We start from the raw sequence: 17,164 nt of genomic DNA, 5'->3' as shown, positions 1-17,164 counted from the left end.
TTGCGAGACGCGCGTGCACGACCGAACTCGCACACCTCGACATTCGACTACCTCAGGAGCCGCTCGATGGACTTGAACTTGATCACCCACTGGACACCACAGCCTGGGAGGGTCGTCGAGTGGAAAGTCACGGACATAAGTGCACGAGCGGCTGCGCAGGCCCCGGTCGACCCTGCCCTGCCGACCACCATGCAGGAACGACACCTGAGGCGGGCACGACTCGCCGCGCAGAACGGGGAGACGCAATCCCCCTGGATCGGTATCGCGTTCGATTTCCCCGGCAGACTCGACAGGGCCGCCATGACGCGAACCCTCGAGCGGTACGTTCTGCGGCACGACACCCTCCACAGCTGGTTCTCGTTCGCCGACCCAGCAGCAGATCCCACGGATACGACGAATCCCGTTCGGCGACACGTCGTTCCGGCCGAGTCCATCAACCTCGCCCCAGCCGAGGGCGCCGTTCTGGACAGGCCTGAGCAGGTACGCGACCACGTCGCGGCGCGCTTCGCGAACGACACCAGTGCACTCGCCTGGCCGGCCTTCGTATTCGGTGCGGTAGAGCACTACGCGACTGACGCCCCCGACGCCGAGGAGAGCTTTACTCTCTTCCACGCGATCGACCATGCGCACACCGACATGCAGTCGATGATCCTGATGTTCGCCGAGACAAGAATGATCTACCAGGCCGAACTCGACGGCGTGGAGCCGGAATTGCCGGACCCCGGCAGCTACGTGGACTACAGTCGGCGCGAGCGTGAGAAGGCCGCGACGTTGACGATGGCGTCTCCGGAGGTGCACGGCTGGATCGGTCACCTCACCCGTAACGGAGGAAGCTTCCCGAGCTTCCCCCTCGACCTCGGAGCGTCCGACGCGCCGAAGCCGGCCATCGGCAGCCGGTTCGAGCTGGCCGACGCACGGGACTGCGAACTGTTCGGGGTCGCATGCAAGGCCAATGGTGCCAACTTCATCGGTGGTGTATTCGCGGCGCTGGCCATCACCGAGCACGAGCTCGTCGGACGCGACCGTTACATGGCGCTCTCCCCGGTCACCACCCGCAACGATCCGCAGTTCTACTGGTCACAGGGGTGGTTCATCAATCTTGTTCCGGTCGGATTCGAATTGGACGGCGCCACCACGTTTTCCGGGCTCGCGCAGCGCGCGCAAGAGGCATATCGCTCAGGGAAGACTCTCGGCGAAGTCTCGGTGCAACAGGTGATCGACACGGTGCTGGCCGCCTCGGGCCCCGGCACCCTGTCACAGCACACGACACTCACGCCTCCCCCGATCGTGTCGTACATCGACGGACGCAGGTTGCCCGACACCGAGAACTTCTCGTCCACCCGCGCCACCGGCATCGTGGGAGGGAAAGCAACCCAGATCGCCTCCATCTGGATCAACCGGGTCCTCGAAGGAACGTGGATGGCCATCTCCCATCCCGATACCCCGGAAGCACATCGCTCCGTCGCCGCCTATGCAGGACGCCTGTCGACCATCATGAAAACGGTAGCCCGCGAGGGTGATTACCGCTCGCCGGAGGGGGTGCGCTAGTGCACGTCACGTCCATCGACAAGTACATGCTCGAACCCGGCATCGTGACCGAATGGTCCGTGGACCCGGGGGTGGTGTCGCAATCGGCGGTGCCGCCGTCCTACAACCAGCAATTCCACCTCGACACGGCGCGCACCCACGGTATCGGCCGGAGTGTATGGATGGCAGCGGCTTTCGATCTTCCGGGCCGGCTCGACAAAGAAGCCCTGGAACTCGCGCTCGTTCACTTCATCCGGCGTCACGACACCCTGCAGACCGGGTTCGATGTCACCTCCGACGTGTTGATGCGGGTCGATCTCGACCCTGCCCTCGCCTCGGTGGTCGCCACCGATCCGGTGCTCACGTCGTCACCAGACGAGCTTCGTGACCATCTGCGACGCCGCTTCACCGAGGCCTGCGACCCGTTGACGTTTCCCGCGTATCTCTTTGCGACCATCGAGCGGGACGACCACTACACCGTGGTCAGTGCCTTCGATCACACTCTGGTCGATGGCTACTCGCTGGTCATTGCGCTGGGTGAACTCCGACAGATCTATCAGAAGCTGTTGTCGCACAGCGTGTCCCGCGACATCACCGCGGCGGAGTTGACCGAGGGACTCGGCGATCCCGGCAGCTTCCTGCGGTATTGCGAACTCGAGGCCGAGACACCGGTCACCGAGCTGGGTGACCCCCGGGTTCGTGAATGGGCACGGTTCTACGAGCGGTGCGGTGGCACCGCGCCGAGTTTCCCGTTGGACCTGGGTGTCGAAGCCGGCAAGCCTGCACCGCAGGGCGCCGACGTCCGCCCACTATTGGGCACCGCCGACGCCGAACGCTTCGAGGAGATCTGCTTCGACTCCGGCGGAAGTCTGTTCACCGGCACGCTTACCGCGATGGGGTTGGCTGTCCAGTCGATCAACGGCACATCCCGGATGCCGCTGCAGTTTCCGCTGCACATTCGCCAGGACCCGCAGTGGGCAAACGCACTCGGATGGCTCACGACGAGTGCCCCCCTGACCGTGGAGGTGACTCCCGACGGCGACTTCCAGTCCTCGCTGGCGCACACGCATGCGTCCTTCCGCACCGCCCTGACCTTGAAGGGCGTCACGATGGCCCAGGTCCGCGAATCGCTCGGCGACGCGTACCGGCGAACCCGGACGGACGTGTTCATGGTGTCCTACATCGACTACCGCCGACTCCCGGGCACCGACGATCACGACGAGTTGAACGCCCACCACATCAGCAACGTGACGGTGGCCGACGACGCACAATTCTGGATCTCACGAACAGGGAGGGGCCTTGCGCTGCGCTCCCGATTCCCCGAAACCCCGACGGCAAGGCGTGCGGTCACCGACTTCCTCGAACGGCTGCGCGAGATCATGCTGAACATTTGCGAGAACGGTGTCGCACCCATCGCCGAACTGACCACCCAGCTGCACCTCGAGGGCACTCCCGTCATCTGACGCCTGCCCAGCTCGCTCGGACGGATCGAGAATGCGTTGCCGCATGGTCAGCGCGATGTCGGCCGCTCGCACCCGTGCACGGCATGCGACCTCGCCGCCGAACAGGTCGTCGACACTGGCGGTCCACAGCTCGACCCATCGGTCGAAATGCCGGTCGGTGAACCCGTGCTGACCGTGCAGCGCGCGGTGGACGGCGAGGACGCCGCCGCGGTAGCTGCCGGACCCCAGAAGGACCGACTCCCAGAAGTCGCACATCACGGGAAGATGGTCGTCGAGTCCGACGGTCGCGAGTGTGTCGAACGCTGTTCGGAGGATCGGATCGGTGAACGCCCGTGCGTAGAAGTGCCTCAGCAGCAACTCCAGGTCGGCACGGGTCGAGATGTCGGGCATGAAACCTCCGTTCACGGGGCGAATCTACGCATGCCGAACGCGCTGCGGCGAACCCCCGGACGGTTACTGTGAACGCCGTTCGGACGAACTCGAGCCGTCGGCCTAGAATTGGCTTTCGTCCCACCGAGTCTGCCCCGTCGTCCAATCCCGCAGGAGCCCGCCCGTGCCCGTAGCGCCAGATCCCACGCCCTCCTTCGCCGAGTACGCCCACCCCGAACGGCTGGTGTCGACGGAGTGGCTCAACGCACATCTGGGAGCGCCCGGCCTCAAGGTGGTGGAGTCCGATGAAGACGTCCTTCTCTACGACGTCGGTCACATCCCCGGCGCCGTGAAGGTCGACTGGCACCTCGACCTCAACGATCCGGTCACCCGCGACTACATCGATGGCGAGAAGTTCGCGGAACTGATGAGCCGGAAGGGCATCAGCCGCGACGACACCGTCGTGATCTACGGCGACAAGAGCAACTGGTGGGCCGCATACGCGCTGTGGGTGTTCACCCTCTTCGGGCACGAGGACGTCCGCCTCCTCGACGGTGGCCGCGACGCGTGGATCGCCGAGAACCGGGACACCGCATTCGACGTACCCGACATCACACCCACCGACTACCCGGTGGTGGAACGCAACGACGCCCCGATCCGGGCGTTCAAGGACGACGTGCTCGCCCACCTCGGCAAGGGCCCGCTCATCGACGTGCGTTCACCACAGGAATACACCGGCGAGCGCACACACATGCCCGATTACCCGGAGGAAGGCGCACTGCGCGGCGGTCACATCCCGAGTGCGCAGAGCATTCCGTGGGCCAAGGCGGCGGCGCCGGACAGTCGTTTCCGCTCCCGCACGGAATTGAACGAGATCTACAGCGGCGTGTCCGCCGCCGACGACATCGTCGCGTACTGCCGAATCGGTGAACGCTCGAGTCACACCTGGTTCGTGCTCACCCACCTGCTCGGTTACCCGCAGGTCCGCAACTACGACGGATCGTGGACCGAATGGGGCAACACCGTGCGCGTTCCCATCGTCAGGGGTGAGGAACCGGGCGAGGTCCCCGGCTCGTCGTCATGACCCTGATGCCCGATTCGCTTGCCGAGATCGTCGACGACTTCGCTGCCGTCGACGGTTCCGACAAGCTGCAGCTGCTGCTCGAGTTCAGCCGTGAACTGCAACCTCTGCCCGCCGAACTCGAGCAGGACGCCATGGAGCCCGTTCCGGAGTGCCAGTCGCCACTGTTCCTGTCGGTAGACAGTTCCGATCCCGAGCACGTGCGACTGCATTTCAGCGCGCCCCCGGAGGCGCCGACGACGCGCGGTTTCGCGTCGATCCTCCAGCAGGGTCTCGACGGCCACAGCACGGCCACCATCCTCGGCGTACCCGACGACTTCTACTCCGCCCTCGGGCTGGCCGACGCCGTCAGCCCGCTCCGGTTGCGCGGCATGTCCGCGATGCTCGCACGCATCAAGCGGCATCTGCGCGGCTAGGCAGATTTAGACGACAGCCTATGGAATTCACAGAACTCGCCGATTACCCCATACCCGTGGGAGCACTCACCGAGTGGTTGCCGTGTGCGCGCTCGGCGTGGATCGACGATCCACGCCCGGCGTCGTACATCCATGAGGCGCACCTGCGCCGCTGCGCCGCTGCCGACGGGCGTGAGTCCTGGCTCGGGACCGCTTTCGAGATCGAGGGCCGCCTCGATGTCGCCGCTTTTCAGTCGGCACTCGAGAAGTGGACCGACCGGCACGAGGTGCTGCGCTCACACACCTCGTTCGATCCCGCCCACGACACCATCCGACGGCGCACAGTGCCGGCCGGCGGATTACACATCGGCGTCATCAGCCACGGTTACGACGCTGCGGGCGGTGACAACTTCGCCCACCTCCAGCAACTGTTCGACGAGTACGCGTCTCCGCACAGCTGGCCGTCCTATGTGTTCGCGACGCTCGAACCGGTGGAGCGCGATCGGTTCACCGTGTTCTTCGCTGCCGACCACTCGATCATCGACGGGTTCTCGATCGTGCTGGTCGCGCACGAGTTGACGGCGCTGTACGAAGAAATTCTGTCGGGCCGCGCCGCCAACCTGTTTCCGGTCGGAAGTTACGTCGATTTCGGGCGGGACGAGCGGGAGTCACCCGCCGACGCCGACGTGCAGCGCGAGGCACTCGACGTGTGGCGGGGTGCTCTCGCCGATCGAGGACTGCCCGAGTTTCCACTCGAGATCGGGCCGCGCACACACGATGCGCAGCAGAACCTGTCGGCCTGGATTCTCGACGCCGATCAGGCAGCGGCCTTCTCTACGGCTTGCAGAGACGCCGATGTGGGGTTCTTCTCCGGGCTCCTGGCGTGCTTGGGCCTGGCAGGCGCGGAAGTCGCCGGGCAGCAACGTTTCCGCACCATCACGCCGGTCCACACCCGGCATGCGCCCCAGTGGGCGTCGGCGCTCGGATGGTTCGTCGGACTCAGCCCGGTCGATTTCGAGCTTCCCTCCCACGAGTTCGGGGAGGTGGCCCGCGCCGCGGAAGCGAGCACGGCCCGGACCAAGCCGATCGCCGTCGTCCCGTTCGACCGGATCGAGCGAGAACTCCACCTCCCCATCCGGCCTCGCTTCGTCGTCTCCTACATGGACGTCCGATTCGTCCCGGATGCGGGCCAGTGGGTCGACCGCAATGCCCGGGCGCTGCGGAGCCGGCAATACACCCACGATGTCTATGCATGGATCAATCGCACACCTCGGGGAGTCAATCTGGCGGTCCGATATCCGGGCAACGACATCGCTGCGGCGAGCGTCCACACCTGGGTGGCGAGCCTCCGGCGGCAACTAGAACAGGTTGCAGTAACCTACTCGTCGGTAGGGCGCGAAGTGTCGCTGAAGCCCTGACGGAAATCTCGATCCGGTGACGACCGCGTTCGGTTCAGTGCTTAGACTCCGAAGTGATGCCCGTATCCCACCGCTGGTGCGACTTCACGGAACCACCGCGGCGACCGACCACATGAACCACAGGAGGCTCAGTGCCCAGTCATGCCAGCGCGCACATCACGAAGGTGCTCGTCGCGAACCGCGGTGAGATTGCAGTGCGGGTGATCCGGGCCGCCGCCGATGCCGGGTACACCAGTGTCGCGGTCTACGCCGAACCCGACGCCGATGCCCCGTTCGTGCGCCTGGCCGACGAAGCGTTCGCGTTGGGCGGGCAGACCTCCGCCGAATCGTATCTGGTGTTCGACAAAATCCTCGACGCCGCCGCCAAGTCCGGTGCCGATGCCATCCACCCCGGCTACGGCTTCCTCTCCGAGAACGCCGACTTCGCCCAGGCCGTGATCGACGCCGGCCTGATCTGGATCGGCCCCTCCCCGCAATCGATCCGCGACCTCGGCGACAAGGTCACCGCCCGGCACATCGCCGAAAAAGCGAAGGCCCCGATGGCCGCCGGCACCAAAGACCCGGTCAAAAACGCCGACGAGGTCGTCGCGTTCGCGAAGGAATACGGGGTTCCGGTCGCGATCAAGGCCGCGTTCGGCGGCGGCGGCCGCGGCATGAAGGTCGCGCACACCATCGAGGAAATCCCCGAACTGTTCGACTCCGCCACCCGCGAGGCCGTCGCCGCGTTCGGCCGCGGTGAATGCTTCGTCGAACAATATCTGGACAAGGCCCGCCACGTCGAAGCCCAGGTCATCGCCGATCAGCACGGCAACGTCATCGTCGCCGGCACCCGCGACTGCTCCCTGCAGCGCCGCTTCCAGAAACTCGTCGAGGAGGCCCCCGCCCCGTTCCTCACCGACGACCAACGCAACCGCATCCACACCTCCGCCAAGGCGATCTGCAAAGAGGCCGGCTACTACGGCGCCGGCACCGTCGAATACCTGGTCCAGGGCGATACCGTCTCCTTCCTCGAGGTCAACACCCGCCTGCAGGTCGAACACCCGGTCACCGAGGAAACCGCCGGGATCGACCTGGTGCTGCAACAGTTCAAGATCGCCAACGGCGAGAAACTCGACATCCTCGAGGACCCCACCCCCCGCGGGCACGCCTTCGAGTTCCGGATCAACGGTGAGGACGCCGGCCGCGGGTTCCTGCCCGCCCCCGGCCCGGTCACCAAGTTCGTCCCGCCCACCGGCCCCGGTGTGCGGATGGACTCCGGTGTGGAAACCGGGTCGGTGATCGGCGGCCAGTTCGACTCGATGCTCGCCAAACTCATCGTCACCGGCGCCACCCGCGACGAGGCCCTCGCCCGCGCCCGCCGCGCCCTCGCCGAATTCCAGGTCGAGGGGCTGGCCACGGTCATCCCGTTCCACCGGGCCATCGTCTCCGATCCCGCGTTCATCGGTGACGGCACCGGCTTCGACGTCTACACCAAGTGGATCGAAACCGAGTGGAACAACCAGATCGAACCGTTCACCGGCGGCCAACCGGTCGACGAGGACGACTCCCTGCCCCGGCAGAACGTGGTCGTCGAGGTCGGCGGCCGCCGCGTCGAGGTGTCCCTGCCCGGCCAGTTCAGCCTCGGCGCCCCCACCACCGGTGGTAATGGTGCCGTCCGGAAGAAGCCGAAGGCCCGCACCCGCGGCGGCGCCGGTGGCGGTGCCGCGTCCGGTGACGCCGTCACCGCCCCCATGCAGGGCACCGTCGTCAAGGTCGCCGTCGAGGAAGGCCAACAAGTCGCCGAGGGCGACCTCATCGCCGTCCTCGAGGCCATGAAGATGGAAAACCCGGTCAACGCCCACAAGGCCGGCATCGTCACCGGCCTGACCGTCGAACCCGGCGCCGCCATCACCCAAGGCACCGTCCTCGCCGAACTCAAATAGGTCCGAGATCACTCGCATGTCCGACCTCCCCGACATCCGTATCGGCACGGCCGAACGTGAGCAGGCCCTCGACCTGCTGAGCGAACATTTCGCGGCCGGCCGCCTGACGGTCGTCGAGTTCGACGAGCGCAGTGCCACAGTGGCCGGGGCGACCACCCGCGGCGAGCTCGATCGGGTGTTCGCAGACCTCCCGACTCCCGCCGTCGCCGCCCCGGCCACAGCTCGCCCCACGTCGACGAAACCCGACGGTGACCACAACTGGCGTCGCATCGTGATGTCGGTGATCCCATTGGTGGCGCTCGTGTTGTTCTTCGTCGTCCCGGTCGACAACAGCTGGCTGTTCTTTCTGATGATCCCGGCCGGCGGAGCAATCCTTTTCGGGATGCGGAACGACCGCGAGCGGGATCGCTGACATGGAACCGGTCGAAGTCAATGCCGGCGGCTGGTATCTGCGGGCACTCCGCGCGGATGAACGAGTCGACGACCGGCCGGCCCTCGCCGACGGCGGTATCGACGACGCCGACTACATCGCCCGACGGACCGCGCAGTGGTCGAGCGACGAGCACTATTCGTGGGCGATCTGTCAACCCAACACCGGTGAGATGCTGGCCGAGGTCGGGCTGACTCGATCGGGTGATACCGCGGTGCTCACCGGATGGGCTCGGAGCGGGCACGACGCCGCCCTTGCCAGTGGCGCCGATGCCGTACAACGCTTCGCGGAGGGCGCGTTGGGGTTGACGGTCCAGCGGTTACGATGCGGTCCGTTCCCGTAGTCGCGCTCACTGGGTTGGCGCTGATCATGCTGCTGTCGCCGGCGTCGGCGACGCCATCGGGTCCCGAACACGCCGACAAGGTGGTGCACGCCCTGCTGTTCGCGGCGCTCGCAGGCGCCTCCCGCTACGCACTGCTACCGGTTCGGGTCACGGTGCTGTGGCTCACAGCCTTCGCTGTGGTCACAGAGATCCTGCAGGGCATTCTGCCGATCGGGAGACACGGATCCGTGTGGGATCTGCTTGCGGACACGCTAGGTGTAGGACTGGGCCTCGCCGTTCACTCCGCAGTCATGCGCTCCCGGAGCAACGCCTGACGCTCCGCGTCGAGGCCCAGGCCGTCGGAGAAATAACCCTCGATTGTTCCGAATGACGTCCGCATCGTGGCGAGGGACACCTCCAGATATTGCCGGCGTACACCGAGCACCGGCTCGAGCAGCGAGGGGTCTCCACCTGCATCGGTGAACTTCTCGAAGACCCCGGCGAAGGACGGCAGTAGAAGTTCATTGGTCAGCAGGTAGTCGTCGAACACGTCCTCTTCACTGACACCGAGCAACAGCAGCAGGGCTGCGGTAGCCCATCCCGTCCGGTCTTTGCCGGTGGTGCAGTGCACGAGGGCGGGTGTGCTGTCATCCGCCGCAAGGTCCCGGAAGAGCTCCCGGTACGACGACACCGCGCTCGGCATCGATACGAAGTCACGGTAGCTGCCCTCGAAGTATTCGATCGCCCGGCCGCCGCCGAGTTCACGTTCGGCAATCATCGGGTCGGCGATCACCTGGAGCATCTGCGCGGGGATCGATCGGATCCCCTTGTCGGCGAGAACGTCCAGGGCAACTGCTCGGGCCCCGTCCGGCAGCTTGTCGGGTGCGACTTCGCGTTCGTCGGCGGTACGGAGGTCGTAGACGGTCCGAATTCCGAGGTCCGCGAGTAGCGGCATGTCTGTGTCCGCTACCCGACTGAGATCGGTCGAGCGATACAACACGCCGGTGCGCACCTTGGCCCCACTCTCTGTCCGATATCCGCCGACGTCTCTGAGGTTGGGCACGGAGGTGAGCGCAATGGGGGTCATCCGTCGACGGTACCGCCCACCACTCGGCCCAGCGCATCGACGGCGGCGTCGAGTTCTGCGGTAGTGACGTTCAACGGAGGACGGAACCGTATCCCGCACTTACCTGTCGGGAGAACAAGTACCCGTTCGCGCTCTCGCAGTGCCGTGACCACTTGGTCCCGCCGCGATGTCGTCGGCAGGCTGATTGCGCACATCAGACCGCGACCACGCGGCTCGGTGATCTCTGGCACTGCCGCGGCCAGCTGGCGGAGCCGCTCGAGAAGGTGCGCCCCCATCAACCGGGCGCGGTCCACCAGCCGATCGTCCTCGATGACCTCGAGGATCCGGCGCGACCGCACCATGTCGGTGAGGTTGCCACCCCAGGTGGAGTTGATGCGGGAACTCACTGCGAACACGTGGTCCGGGATCTCGTCTACCCGGCCACCGGCCATGATTCCGCACACCTGGGTCTTCTTGCCGAATGCCACGACGTCGGGGCGAACACCCAGTTGCTGATACGCCCAGTTGGTTCCGGTCAGTCCACACCCGGTCTGCACTTCATCGAGAACGAAGAGGGCATCGTTCTCGCGGCACAACTGCTCCATCGCCTGGAAGAAGTCCGGCCGGAAATGGTGGTCGCCTCCTTCGCCTTGGATGGGCTCGGCAATGAAACATGCGATGTCGGAGGGGTTGTCGGCAAACGCGCGCCGCGCTTGTTCCAGGGCACGGCGCTCGGCCACCTCGACGTCGCGTCCCTCGGACAGGTAGGGAGCGTCGATCCGCGGCCACTGGAATTTGGGGTATCGCGCTACTTTCCCCGGTTCGGTGTTCGTCAGCGACATCGTGTATCCGCTTCGGCCGTGGAAAGCCTCGGTCAGATGCAATACCTTCGTTCCGAGCGCGGGGTCGATACCGCGGCGTTCGTTGCATCGGCTCTTCCAATCGAAGGCGACCTTCAACGCATTCTCGACCGCGAGGGCACCGCCGTCGACGAAGAAGAGATGCGGCAGTGCGGGATCCCCGAGTACGCGGAAAAAAGTGTCGACGAAGCGCGCCATCGGCACCGTGTAGATGTCCGAGTTACTCGGCTTGTTGATCGCCGCTTCCACCAGCTCCTCGCGGAAGTCGTCGCTCTCCGCCAGAGCCGGATGATTCATGCCGAGCGCGGATGAACCGAAGAACCCGAACATGTCGAGGTAATCCGTTCCGTCCCGCTCGTCCACGAGGTGCGTTCCCCGAGACTGCTCGAGATCGAGCACCAGGTCGAAACCATCGACCAGAATGCGCGCACGCAGTACGTCCTGGACCTGGTCGGCGGACAACTCGCCCCCGCCGCCGGGAAATCGAATCGCTGTGCTCATATCGAGAGATTACGTCATATTTCCTGCCATCCGCGTGTCAACCGAGAAAACATACGGTGATCCCGCTAGCTATCGTAAAATGTCTGGAGGATGATCGTGCTGCGGGTGTGTACGTTGGCGGTAGCGCGGATCTCCTGAAGGAGATGTTCGAGCTCCCGGGGGGACGCCACCCGCACCAGAAGAACGTAGCTTTCGTCCCCCGCCACCGAATGACACGCCTCGATGGCGGGCAAGTGGCGCAGACGGGCAGGCGCATCATCCGGCTGAGACGGATCGAGAGGGGTGATGGCGACGAACGCCGACAAACCATGGCCCAGCGCTTCGGGGTCGATCTTCGCGGTGTACCCGCGGATGATCTTTCGGGCTTCGAGCCTGCGGACCCGGGACTGGACCGCAGAAATCGACAATCCCGCCTTCTCGGCGAGAGTCGCCAGGGTCGCACGGCCGTCGGCAACCAACTCCTGCATCAGAACCCGATCGATGTCGTCGAGAGGAGTATGGGGTGTGTCGCTGCGAAAAGATTCCACCACCAGCGCAGGCTAGCCCAGCGGAGGTGCGTCATGGTTGAAACGTGGGAGCTCCGAGCCCGGTTCGCCCGTGCACTGTCGGTGATGTACGGCCGTGAGGTACCGACTTACACCACGCTCCGACAGGTGACCGGAGAGGTCAACGCCGATTTCGCCGAACGCGAGCCCGCGGAGGCGGAGCGATGGGGCAGCCTCGATCGAGTCACCGCGGAGCTGCACGGCGCGATCCGCTTGGGTAGTGCCGCAGAACTGCGTCAGGCCGCGATACTGTTTGCCGGATTCGGGATGCACCCCGTCGGCTTCTACGACCTGCGCGATGCCGCCACCCCTGTACCCGTCGTCGGGACCGTCTTCCGTCCGATCGACTCGTTCGAACTGAACCACAACCCGTTCGGCATTCTCACCTCGGTGCTCACGACTGCGGATCACCGGTTCTTCGACGCCGATCTACACGCACGCCTCGAGAGGTTTCTCGCCGGGCGGTCGCTCTTCCCGACGGAGCTGCTGCATCTCGCCGCGCTCGCCGCCGAGGAGGGAGGTGTGACTGCTCCCTCGGCCGAGCGGTTCGTGTCACTCGCGACCACGGTGTTGGCGCGGACGGAACTACCGGTCGACAAGGGGTGGTACTCCCAGCTCGAAGCGGTGTCGCCGGTCGCCGCGGAGGTCGGCGCAAGCGCCGGCACCCACATCCACGCCCTCAGGCCCCGCGTGCTGGACATCGACGAGTTGAGCCGCCGCATGAGGGCGCTGGGCTTCACGATGGTCGACGGCATTCAGGGACCTCCCGAATGGGATGGGCCTGCCGTTCTCCTCCGTCAGACCTCGTTCCGTGCGATGTCGAAGCCCCACCGGTTCATCTCGAGCGGCGGAACAGTCGTGGGAGAACGGTTCGCGGGGGCCGAGGCTCGTGGCCTGGCCCTGACGCCTCCCGGACGCGAAATCTACGACCGGTTGGCTGCCGCGGACGCCGACGCGGCCGAGTGGGACCGCCGGTTCCCGCGCACCGAAGCCGAACTCGGCAGTCGAGGGATGGCGTACTTCACGTATCGGCGCGAGGGTGACCGGCACATCGCCGAACCGATCGTCTACGAAGACTTCCTCCCTGCTCCGACGGAAGACGCCTGCACCCGCGCCGAGGTCGACTGCGGCGCCCGGTACCACCTACCCTGGCTCGCCGAGACACTCGGCCGGGCCGTGCACGACCCGTTCGCGCTCTATCAGGAGCAGCAGGACAGATCCCGAGAGAGGACAGCATCGTGAACCTTCCCGACCCCGAGGAGTTGCGCCGACGCGCCGAGGAAGCACTGATCAGGTGCGGTGCCGACATCGGTGCTCCCAGCGGTGCACTCGTGGCCCGAAGCCCCATCACCGGAACCGACTTGCGGACGGTCGACACGAGTAGCGCCGACGACGTCGACGCGGCGATCTCCGCGGCACACGAGGCCTTTCTCACGTGGCGCTCGGTTCCGGCACCCCAGCGCGGTGCCATCGTGCGGCGGCTCGGACAGCTACTGACAGAACACAAACGCGAACTGGCGGAACTTGTCACCCTCGAGGCCGGAAAAATTCCCTCCGAGGCGCGGGGCGAGGTGCAGGAGATGATCGACATCTGCGAGTTCGCCGTCGGTCTCTCCCGGCAGCTGTACGGCAGGACGATGGCATCGGAACGTCCGGGGCACCGCTTGATGGAGACCTGGCATCCGCTGGGTGTCGTCGGTGTGATCTCCGCCTTCAACTTCCCTGTCGCGGTGTGGTCCTGGAACACGGCGATAGCGTTGGTGTGCGGGGACACCGTGGTATGGAAGCCCTCGGAGAAGACTCCGCTGACGGCGATCGCCTGCGACGCCCTGCTGGCGCAGGCCGCACACGATGTGGGAGCGCCCACGGGCCTGCACGCACTGGTGCAGGGATCCGTGGACGTCGGCGAGCAACTGGTGGACGACGCCCGGGTCGCCTTGGTCAGTGCCACCGGATCTGTGCGGATGGGCCGCGCCGTCGGACCGCGGGTCGCCGCGCGTTTCGGCAAGAGCCTGCTGGAATTGGGCGGCAACAACGGCGCAGTCGTGGCCCCGTCAGCCGATCTCGACCTCGCTGTGCGCGGCATCGTCTTCTCGGCTGCAGGGACTGCAGGTCAGCGTTGCACATCGCTGCGCCGGTTGATCGTGCACTCCTCCATCGCGGACGAGCTGGTGAACCGGATCTCCGCGGCCTATCGAACATTGACGGTCGGAAACCCCTTCGACGACGGCGTCCTCGTCGGCCCCCTCGTGGACTTGCAGGCATTCGACGCCATGCAGACGGCCCTCGACAAGGCTCGCGCCGACGGCGGGATAGTAATCTGTGGCGGCGAACGTCGCGGGACGGACAGCGCCGCCTACTACGTCTCCCCCGCATTGGTACGCATGCCGGCACAAACATCGGTGGTGCGGGAAGAAACGTTCGCGCCCATCCTCTACGCCCTCACCTACGACACATTCGACCAGGCCATCGCGATGCACAACGAAGTCCCGCAGGGGCTTTCGTCGTCCATCTTCACCACAGACCAGCGTGAGGCCGAACGGTTCCTCGCCGCGGACGGTTCAGACTGCGGCATCGCCAACGTCAACATCGGCACGTCGGGGGCGGAGATCGGCGGGGCGTTCGGCGGAGAGAAGGACACCGGCGGCGGACGGGAATCCGGATCCGATGCCTGGAAGGCCTACATGCGTCGCGCCACGAACACCGTCAACTACTCCGACCAATTGCCGCTCGCGCAGGGTGTCGAGTTCACCTGATCGCGCCGGTGGAGCGGTTACGCTCGGGACGTGAGCAACTGGGCCGAAATGGCGCGAGAGATCGCCGAGAACGTCCTGTTCCCGGTGGCGGACAGCGTCGATGCCGATGGCGAGATCCCCGACAGCCATTTCGAGACTTTGGCCGCCGACGGTTTCTACGGTCTCGCAGCGCCTGACGACGAGAGCGTGACACCGTCCGTCCTGGTCGATGTACTGGAAACCTTGTGCGGCGGGTGCCTCGCGACTGCCTTCACGTGGATGCAGCATCACGGAGTGGTCGCCGGTCTCGCGGCCTCACCCAACACCACCCTGCAGGGACGGTACCTCGACGGGCTCGTCGACGGCACCGTGCGAGCCGGAGTCGCGCTGGCCGGAGCCATTCCGGTACCACCCACGCTGTGGGCGCGCCGGGTCGAGGACGGGTACGTGCTGGACGGCGTCGCACCGTTCGTCACCGGTTGGGGCATCGTCGATCTGCTTCAAGTTTCGGCCCGCGACGAGTTCGACGACACCATCGTGCACGTCATCATTCCCGCCCAACCGCTTCGCGGGCTCACCGCAGCAGACCTACCGCTGATCGCCGCCCGCGGTTCCAACACCGTTCGCCTCACCTTCGACGGCCTCGCAGTGCCAGGCGAACTGGTAAGCGCCGTCGTCTCGCCCGACGACTTCGCGAAGAGCCAACTGTTCGGCTCCTGGATCAACGGGTGCATGGCCATGGGCATCACCCGCCGCGCGATCAGTGAACTCGAAACTCTGGGGGTCGATTCGGATCCGTTCGAGGAGCAAGCTGCCCGGGCACGACTCGACCTCAACGCGGCGCTGGAGGGCAGGGCCGACATCGCCGACGCGCGGGCACGGGCATCCGAACTCGCCGTGCGGACCGCGACGGCGCTCGTCACCGCCAAGGGCAGCTCCGCTCTGATCGCGGGCAATACCGCCGAGCGGTTGGTGCGTGAAGCTACCTTCACCCTGGTCGCCGCCGGACGTCCTGCAATCAAAGCCGCACTGCTGGAACGCCTGAGCCGCGACTGACCGTCCCACTCCGACGTGTCGGTACGTTCGTCTACGGTCTGACGATTGCCCCGCGAAGCCGGGCCCCTCCGACCGAAGCGAGTCAACGTGTTCAGGATCGTCCGCGCAGTGGCAGTGGTGTTGCTCGCGTGCGTCATCGGTGCGTATGCCGCGGCGGCCGCGCAGCCGCCCGACACGGTCGAAGTGCCGTGGCCGTTCGCGCCGGCGTCCGCAGATTCCGACGTCGTCTGACCAAGCTTGGCAGCGGCCACAACTTCGCTACGGCACACCATCATCCCCTTCTCGTGGTGCACGCATTTCACGCCGTGCGTGGTCGATCAACTCGCCGGGATGATGGCGATGATTGATGCGAGGTCTTCGGTCGGGGTCGACGTGCGGCGGCGGAATCCATTCGGTCCTGCCGGGATATCGACCCTCGGCAGTCCTGGTGACCCACCCGGTGGCGCTGTCATCGACCCGAGCGTGGCAGGCATCGCAAGCGAGAGCGAGGCCGTCGATGTCGGTGGTACCGCCTTTCTGCCAGTCCGTGACGTGGTGGACCGCGCACATGCTGGCCGGCGTCGCGCATCCGGGGCGGGTGCATCCGCCGTCGGCGGCGATCAACGCAAGCCGCTGATCCGCACTGGCCAGACGTCGGCGGCGTCCAAGATGCAGGGGACGGCCGTCATGGTCGAACAACACCAAGACCGGGTGGGCCTGCTCGGCCAGCGCCAACGCATCCTCGATCGGTAGAAGGCCCCCGCTGGCTGTGGTGGCAACCCCTCCGATCGCCCTCTCGAGTTGCTCAAGCGTCATGGTGATGATCGTGGTGGCAGGCAGACCCCGGTGCCGGCCGAGAATTCCTGATTCCAGCACGGCTCGAAACATGGCACTGAACGCGTCGTGGTTGCGTTGCGCCGTGGTGCGCGTGTCCCGGGCGGCCGCGGCGGCGAGAACGTCCGAATCCACAGTGGGGTGCTCGGCATCACCGGTGGGCGAGGATGGATCGGCCGGATTGTTCATGCCCGGTCGCGCCCACTTGTCGAGAATCGGATCGAGCAGTGCCCGCGCCGTGGGGTCGAGTTCACCGGAGATTCGCGACATCAGTTCTGTGTCCTGCCGGCCGAGGGTGAGTGCCCGGCGGCGGGTGCGGTCGATGTCGTCGCCGAGATTCCCGTCCGGATTCAGATACGCGACAAGTCGGTGCCCCGCCTGCTCGACGTCCTCGGGTGTCCCGTCACAAGCCACTCGCGCGAGAGTCGATTCCGCGGCCTTGATGTCGTCGGCGTCGACCGCGTGCGGGATCTTGCGCAGAATTCTCGACACGGCTCGGGCATGATCGGCGCCTATGTCGCCGTTCCGCTGCGCGGCCGCGGTATCCGGCAGCGCGGCCGGGAGAGATTCTCCGGTCGAGGTGTGCCACACCCCCAGTTGGCGGGCCGCGCTGACCCGGGCTGATGCGTCGGCCGCGGATATTCGCAGGACGTCGACGAGG

General features: G+C 66.0%; 18 protein-coding genes. 14 read left to right on the top strand and 4 right to left on the bottom strand.

The window, feature by feature from the left end:
* Window positions 1-66: 66 nt before the first annotated feature.
* From L1080_RS06200 to L1080_RS06155, 10 genes are all read left to right on the top strand, one after another.
* Window positions 67-1,548 (top strand): condensation domain-containing protein, encoded by a 1,482-nt coding sequence (locus L1080_RS06200; protein ID WP_159925833.1) that lies wholly within the window; start codon window positions 67-69, stop codon window positions 1,546-1,548.
* Window positions 1,548-2,990 carry a condensation domain-containing protein gene (locus tag L1080_RS06195; RefSeq protein ID WP_159925831.1) on the top strand — a complete coding sequence of 481 codons (1,443 nt, stop codon included), beginning with the start codon at window positions 1,548-1,550 and terminating at the stop codon, window positions 2,988-2,990. Before L1080_RS06200 ends, L1080_RS06195 begins: the two co-directional genes overlap by 1 nt.
* Window positions 2,991-3,026: 36 nt before the next feature.
* Window positions 3,027-3,452: a hypothetical protein gene (locus L1080_RS06190; protein WP_459030545.1), complete on the top strand. Its 426-nt coding sequence runs from the start codon at window positions 3,027-3,029 to the stop codon at window positions 3,450-3,452.
* Between the two features lie 91 nt (window positions 3,453-3,543).
* Entirely contained in the window at window positions 3,544-4,443 is a 900-nt protein-coding gene (locus L1080_RS06185) for a sulfurtransferase (RefSeq protein ID WP_208961241.1), read from the top strand.
* On the top strand, window positions 4,440-4,856 hold the full coding sequence (locus L1080_RS06180) for a SufE family protein (RefSeq protein ID WP_109331326.1): 417 nt from the start codon (window positions 4,440-4,442) through the stop codon (window positions 4,854-4,856). Before L1080_RS06185 ends, L1080_RS06180 begins: the two co-directional genes overlap by 4 nt.
* 20 nt (window positions 4,857-4,876) lie before the next feature.
* A complete protein-coding gene (locus L1080_RS06175) occupies window positions 4,877-6,253 on the top strand; it encodes a condensation domain-containing protein (RefSeq protein WP_250769167.1) in 1,377 nt (458 codons plus the stop codon).
* 131 nt (window positions 6,254-6,384) lie between these two features.
* The gene (locus L1080_RS06170) at window positions 6,385-8,175 is read left to right on the top strand and encodes an acetyl/propionyl/methylcrotonyl-CoA carboxylase subunit alpha (protein ID WP_250769164.1); all 1,791 of its coding nucleotides are present in this window, start codon (window positions 6,385-6,387) and stop codon (window positions 8,173-8,175) included.
* A gap of 16 nt (window positions 8,176-8,191) precedes the next feature.
* A complete protein-coding gene (locus L1080_RS06165; RefSeq protein WP_159925823.1) occupies window positions 8,192-8,587 on the top strand; it encodes a DUF1707 SHOCT-like domain-containing protein in 396 nt (131 codons plus the stop codon).
* Between the two features lies 1 nt (window position 8,588).
* Window positions 8,589-8,948, top strand: coding sequence for a GNAT family N-acetyltransferase (locus L1080_RS06160; protein ID WP_250769161.1), 360 nt, complete (start codon window positions 8,589-8,591; stop codon window positions 8,946-8,948).
* On the top strand, window positions 8,930-9,262 hold the full coding sequence (locus L1080_RS06155) for a VanZ family protein (protein WP_159927560.1): 333 nt from the start codon (window positions 8,930-8,932) through the stop codon (window positions 9,260-9,262). The genes L1080_RS06160 and L1080_RS06155 overlap by 19 nt, the downstream gene beginning before the upstream one ends.
* On the opposite strand, the gene L1080_RS06150 is transcribed toward L1080_RS06155, so the two are convergent.
* The 3 genes from L1080_RS06150 to L1080_RS06140 all read right to left on the bottom strand — a co-directional run bounded on the left by L1080_RS06150 (window position 9,226) and on the right by L1080_RS06140 (window position 11,884).
* Window positions 9,226-10,014 carry a tyrosine-protein phosphatase gene (locus tag L1080_RS06150; protein WP_159925819.1) on the bottom strand — a complete coding sequence of 263 codons (789 nt, stop codon included), beginning with the start codon at window positions 10,012-10,014 and terminating at the stop codon, window positions 9,226-9,228. The two genes, L1080_RS06155 and L1080_RS06150, sit on opposite strands and share 37 nt — an antisense overlap.
* Complete coding sequence (gene lat / locus L1080_RS06145) at window positions 10,011-11,354, bottom strand: L-lysine 6-transaminase (RefSeq protein ID WP_250769158.1); 1,344 nt, start codon at window positions 11,352-11,354, stop codon at window positions 10,011-10,013. The genes L1080_RS06150 and lat overlap by 4 nt, the downstream gene beginning before the upstream one ends.
* Window positions 11,355-11,419: 65 nt before the next feature.
* A complete protein-coding gene (locus L1080_RS06140; RefSeq protein ID WP_109331368.1) occupies window positions 11,420-11,884 on the bottom strand; it encodes an Lrp/AsnC family transcriptional regulator in 465 nt (154 codons plus the stop codon).
* 30 nt (window positions 11,885-11,914) lie between these two features.
* On the opposite strand from L1080_RS06140, the gene L1080_RS06135 reads away from it, so the two are divergent.
* From L1080_RS06135 to L1080_RS06120, 4 genes are all read left to right on the top strand, one after another.
* Complete coding sequence (locus tag L1080_RS06135) at window positions 11,915-13,141, top strand: 2-oxoadipate dioxygenase/decarboxylase family protein (protein WP_250769155.1); 1,227 nt, start codon at window positions 11,915-11,917, stop codon at window positions 13,139-13,141.
* Window positions 13,138-14,655, top strand: coding sequence for an L-piperidine-6-carboxylate dehydrogenase (gene amaB / locus L1080_RS06130; RefSeq protein WP_250769152.1), 1,518 nt, complete (start codon window positions 13,138-13,140; stop codon window positions 14,653-14,655). The genes L1080_RS06135 and amaB overlap by 4 nt, the downstream gene beginning before the upstream one ends.
* 30 nt (window positions 14,656-14,685) lie before the next feature.
* Window positions 14,686-15,690 (top strand): acyl-CoA dehydrogenase family protein, encoded by a 1,005-nt coding sequence (locus tag L1080_RS06125; protein WP_159925811.1) that lies wholly within the window; start codon window positions 14,686-14,688, stop codon window positions 15,688-15,690.
* An 87-nt stretch (window positions 15,691-15,777) separates the two neighbouring features.
* Entirely contained in the window at window positions 15,778-15,921 is a 144-nt protein-coding gene (locus L1080_RS06120; protein WP_250769149.1) for a hypothetical protein, read from the top strand.
* Between the two features lie 27 nt (window positions 15,922-15,948).
* On the opposite strand, the gene L1080_RS06115 is transcribed toward L1080_RS06120, so the two are convergent.
* Complete coding sequence (locus L1080_RS06115; protein ID WP_250769238.1) at window positions 15,949-17,145, bottom strand: HNH endonuclease signature motif containing protein; 1,197 nt, start codon at window positions 17,143-17,145, stop codon at window positions 15,949-15,951.
* Between the last annotated feature and the right edge of the window lie 19 nt (window positions 17,146-17,164).

The organism is Rhodococcus sp. MSC1_016, from assembly GCF_023667485.2.
GTDB lineage: Bacteria > Actinomycetota > Actinomycetes > Mycobacteriales > Mycobacteriaceae > Rhodococcus_F > Rhodococcus_F oxybenzonivorans.
This window is presented reverse-complemented; position numbering and strand designations above follow the sequence as displayed.

Bases quoted from the DNA above. Each gene is read 5' to 3' on its own strand.
- L1080_RS06200 (WP_159925833.1), top strand. From the start codon at position 67: ATGGACTTGAACTTGATCACCCACTGGACACCACAGCCTGGGAGGGTC.
- L1080_RS06180 (WP_109331326.1), top strand. From the start codon at position 4,440: ATGACCCTGATGCCCGATTCGCTTGCCGAGATCGTCGACGACTTCGCT.
- L1080_RS06175 (WP_250769167.1), top strand. From the start codon at position 4,877: ATGGAATTCACAGAACTCGCCGATTACCCCATACCCGTGGGAGCACTC.
- L1080_RS06165 (WP_159925823.1), top strand. From the start codon at position 8,192: ATGTCCGACCTCCCCGACATCCGTATCGGCACGGCCGAACGTGAGCAG.
- L1080_RS06160 (WP_250769161.1), top strand. From the start codon at position 8,589: ATGGAACCGGTCGAAGTCAATGCCGGCGGCTGGTATCTGCGGGCACTC.
- L1080_RS06155 (WP_159927560.1), top strand. From the start codon at position 8,930: ATGCGGTCCGTTCCCGTAGTCGCGCTCACTGGGTTGGCGCTGATCATG.
- L1080_RS06150 (WP_159925819.1), bottom strand. From the start codon at position 10,014: ATGACCCCCATTGCGCTCACCTCCGTGCCCAACCTCAGAGACGTCGGC.
- lat (WP_250769158.1), bottom strand. From the start codon at position 11,354: ATGAGCACAGCGATTCGATTTCCCGGCGGCGGGGGCGAGTTGTCCGCC.
- L1080_RS06135 (WP_250769155.1), top strand. From the start codon at position 11,915: ATGGTTGAAACGTGGGAGCTCCGAGCCCGGTTCGCCCGTGCACTGTCG.